The organism is Rhodoferax sp. (assembly GCF_010365055.1).
Taxonomy (GTDB): Bacteria; Pseudomonadota; Gammaproteobacteria; order Burkholderiales; family Burkholderiaceae_C; genus Rhodoferax.
This window is the reverse complement of sequence record NZ_JAAFHA010000179.1, coordinates 1-3,234: the sequence shown is the minus strand read 5'-3', so window position 1 is coordinate 3,234 and position 3,234 is coordinate 1. Positions and strand designations below refer to the sequence as shown.

Here is a 3,234-nt window from a genome sequence, read left to right as displayed (position 1 = left end):
ATCACCACCTTCAGCGTAAACATGGAAATGGAAACATAAAACCAAGAGGCTAACCCCTCTCAATTGATTGTTGGGGTGTATCAGTTTTAAATCGTTGCCTAAGGGAAAACTGTATCAGTTTTGAATCGTTGTTGACAGATGCTGGGCACCTCAGGCAACCAGGGTGTGAGTTCTGTTTTGAACTGGCTGTATTGCTGGTCGATGGGGGCGAACTCGCCCGTGTGAGTCAGGGACTTACGCGCAAAGCGACGGAAATATTGGTCTTCGCCTACCTTGGCATTGTAAATGTAGCGCTGGCAACCAATCCACTGCAATAGGGTTTGCGCCTGCGCTGGAGTGGGGTAACAACGGAAACGATTGCCGATTTGCATGGTAGTATTTTACCTCGAATTACATTGGGTATGCGGATTTGAGTGTGTTTGAGTCGTCATAGCTTGCCTGCCTCCAATAGCTCGATCAATGTGTTTATGTCGGCCCCGTAGTTCTTTGGTGGACCTAACGTTTCGTGTGGGGGGCTTGCGTTCGGTGTATTCTTTCTTGGCGTTATTACCGTCTTTCGCATGAGCACAGGCGGCAGGCCGAAGCCGATTGCATCCTCCGGCAAGCCCAAGCCCATTTCGACAGGTTCAGGCTCCCGCCGACGCTCAAACTTAGGTCGAGACAGGGTTCGCTTGTGAGCGCCCTCGGTGAACAGTATCTTGGCCCGCAGCGCCTCAAAGCTGTAGCCACGACCCATGCGATCCATCACCCGAATCAGGCTGTTCAAGGACTCTGTGTACGCATTGGTGACCGGGTGCTTGAAGTAGTTCAAGATGTCCGGCATCCAATTCTGGAATGCGCGGGTCAGGTCATGAAAGTGGTCGTGCAACTCTGGCGGAATAGACTTCTGCCATGATTTATAGGCCAGCAGTGCATCGGGCTGGGATTTGGCATCGTAGATGCCGTAGAACGTTTCCTTGAGCCTGTACGCTTCACCTAGCAAGGGGTAGTTCTTCACCCATCCATCCAGATTGAATTGCTCTTTGTCTGTCAAGTCGCGTTCCCGCTTGAGTAATACGAAACGGTCGTGCATCAGGCCCCGTTTCTGTTTGATGGTCAGATCCGCCCGCATGGACTTGCGCACCTTCTCCATGGCTCCGTTCGCCATTTTTACGATATGAAATTTGTCGATGACAACGATGGCTTGCGGCAGAACGGCATTGACCGCGTTCTTATAAGGCCGCCACATGTCCATCGCCACGTACTGAATCTTCTCCTTGCCCTTAAGGCCAGTAAGGTACTTGGCAATCGTGTCTTGGTTGCGGTTGACAAGCAAATCCAGCACCGTGTTATTCTCGATGTTGGTGATGACACCACGCGGCTTGATGAGGTGGATTTCGTCAATGCCCATCCACTTGGGTGTCTCAAACCTGAATTCAGCTTCGAGTACGGCCACGTAGTCGCGGAATATGTTTCGGATGGTCTTTTCGTCCAAGCCGGTTTCCTCGGCGATGCTTGCGAAGGTGCGCTTCAAGCTCTGTTGGCCGATCCAGCGTGTCAGCCGCTCGGTCATCTCACGCTTGGCGTTAACGGAGGGCAGTACCTCCATGAAGGTCTTGCCACAGTCCACGCACCGCCAGCGGCGGGTATCCACGTAGATCGCTACCCGCTTGCCGTGTGTCGGCATGTCGCGAATGACTTGCTCGTTGCGCCCGTGACCGATCAATCGAGTCGAACCGCAGCCCGAGCAGATTGTGGGCGGGTTTGAGGCTTCGGCGCTAATGTGGTAATCGTGGTCGTTTTCGTCAACCCGAACTACCTTGTAGTCGGGGAGGTTCAGAATGTTGGCTGGCATGGATCAATGCATCTCCATGCTGGACTAGACCTTAGCCGTGGCGTGACTGATAGCCGATGCCACTGCTGCACCTGCTGCCCTCGGAGCGACCGCATTCAGATCGAACAGGCAAGACTCAATGGTGGCGGTTAATTCATGCGCCTGTTGCGCTTTCCCCGCTCCATCTCTGCTGATAGATGCCGCAAGACCATCAAGAGCGCTGCGCCATGTCTGTTGCTCGGTGGGAGCGCCCACACCAGCATGCAGCGCGTCGCCGCCATAGAAGGTCAGTGCGAAGCCATGAAGTCGAAGAAGCCTCAGAAGGTCAGAATTAAACTCATTCATCTTGCACTCAAGCCAAGGTCGAATTGAAACGTTGTTTCGCATCATTCACCGCAGGCGTCACGACTGCCAGCAGTTTCTGACCGAAGCCCAGCAGCAAACCAATCTTGACGCACTCGATTACCGCTGACACGAACAGGGTATGGCTCTGCACCAACACCTGATCGACAGGCGTTGCCACCATCCATGCGTGTACTTGCGTCAGAAAGTAGTCATGTTCGGGGCCAGCAAGGAGGCCACCGATGACAGCCCAAGAGCCGACGAATAAGAGTTTGGCCGTCCATCCCACAGAAGCTATTGCCACGTCGCGGACGAACCGAAGGATGCGAGCCTTCGCGCCTTCACCGCAGAAGTGTGCCCGTATGGCCGTCACGCTTGCCTGCTGAACTGCTTTACTGCGCACTGCGCGCTGTAGCTTGGTCATCTTCATTTCAAGGCCCTGAGCCTTTTCTTCATCTTTTCGGACAAGGAATCCAAGTGGTCAGCAATGAAGGCGGGGGCAACCCCTTTGCCGCTGCGCGTTGAGCCAAACACAAATGAGTGGCCGTTGTCTTTTGGGTCAAACTTGAATTTCATCGGCAGCGACGTCGTGCAATTGTTGATGATCGTTGCTTGGAAAGATTCCGGCTTGTCTGCAAACTCAGCCATCAGATCACCCATTAAGGCTGACTTGCTGGTGCGTGGCTCATGGGTGGACGGGTCGAACATTGCAGTAGCGCCGAATATAGGCGGCTTGTTGTCGTTGGTCATGGCGTCATTCCTTCGTTGTCATTGTTTTGAGGCAGGTTTGTAAGGGCTTCTTGAACTTGTATATGCAGAGCAGGCAAGTCGTATTGAATAGTTTTCCAAACGATTTCAAGATCAACTTGTTCGTAACCATGTGAGACGCGATTGCGCATCGTGTACATGACTTGCCAAGGAATTTCATCATGATCGGCAGCAAACTCAGCATCTACGCGCAAGATATTGTTGGACGCCTCTCCAACAGGCGCAGCGACAGTGCATCAGTGCCGGTTGGCAAAAGCTGTGCTCTTGCCGCGTGCGCGACAACCTCGACTTCGGCTTTGTTCAGGTAGTGA

The 3,234-nt window shown here is 53.3% G+C and carries 6 protein-coding genes; all 6 read right to left on the bottom strand.

Annotated features, from left to right (window positions below):
* Nucleotides 1-98: 98 nt before the first annotated feature.
* Genes GZ093_RS20645 through GZ093_RS20620 form a run of 6 tightly spaced genes read right to left on the bottom strand, consistent with a single transcriptional unit; the run spans nt 99 to nt 3,117 of the window.
* On the bottom strand, nt 99-371 hold the full coding sequence (locus GZ093_RS20645; protein ID WP_296489597.1) for a helix-turn-helix domain-containing protein: 273 nt from the start codon (nt 369-371) through the stop codon (nt 99-101).
* Between the two features lie 56 nt (nt 372-427).
* Complete coding sequence (locus tag GZ093_RS20640; RefSeq protein WP_296489596.1) at nt 428-1,834, bottom strand: ISL3 family transposase; 1,407 nt, start codon at nt 1,832-1,834, stop codon at nt 428-430.
* 24 nt (nt 1,835-1,858) lie between these two features.
* Nucleotides 1,859-2,158, bottom strand: a complete 300-nt coding sequence (locus tag GZ093_RS20635; RefSeq protein ID WP_296489595.1) for a hypothetical protein — start codon at nt 2,156-2,158, stop codon at nt 1,859-1,861.
* A 7-nt stretch (nt 2,159-2,165) separates the two neighbouring features.
* The gene (locus GZ093_RS20630; RefSeq protein ID WP_296489593.1) at nt 2,166-2,579 is read right to left on the bottom strand and encodes a hypothetical protein; all 414 of its coding nucleotides are present in this window, start codon (nt 2,577-2,579) and stop codon (nt 2,166-2,168) included.
* Between the two features lie 2 nt (nt 2,580-2,581).
* The gene (locus GZ093_RS20625) at nt 2,582-2,905 is read right to left on the bottom strand and encodes a hypothetical protein (RefSeq protein WP_296489592.1); all 324 of its coding nucleotides are present in this window, start codon (nt 2,903-2,905) and stop codon (nt 2,582-2,584) included.
* Nucleotides 2,902-3,117 (bottom strand): HepT-like ribonuclease domain-containing protein, encoded by a 216-nt coding sequence (locus tag GZ093_RS20620; protein WP_296489591.1) that lies wholly within the window; start codon nt 3,115-3,117, stop codon nt 2,902-2,904. Before GZ093_RS20620 ends, GZ093_RS20625 begins: the two co-directional genes overlap by 4 nt.
* Nucleotides 3,118-3,234 lie beyond the last annotated feature (117 nt).

Bases quoted from the DNA above. Each gene is read 5' to 3' on its own strand.
- GZ093_RS20625 (WP_296489592.1), bottom strand. From the start codon at position 2,905: ATGACCAACGACAACAAGCCGCCTATATTCGGCGCTACTGCAATGTTC.
- GZ093_RS20645 (WP_296489597.1), bottom strand. From the start codon at position 371: ATGCAAATCGGCAATCGTTTCCGTTGTTACCCCACTCCAGCGCAGGCG.
- GZ093_RS20640 (WP_296489596.1), bottom strand. From the start codon at position 1,834: ATGCCAGCCAACATTCTGAACCTCCCCGACTACAAGGTAGTTCGGGTT.
- GZ093_RS20630 (WP_296489593.1), bottom strand. From the start codon at position 2,579: ATGACCAAGCTACAGCGCGCAGTGCGCAGTAAAGCAGTTCAGCAGGCA.
- GZ093_RS20635 (WP_296489595.1), bottom strand. From the start codon at position 2,158: ATGAATGAGTTTAATTCTGACCTTCTGAGGCTTCTTCGACTTCATGGC.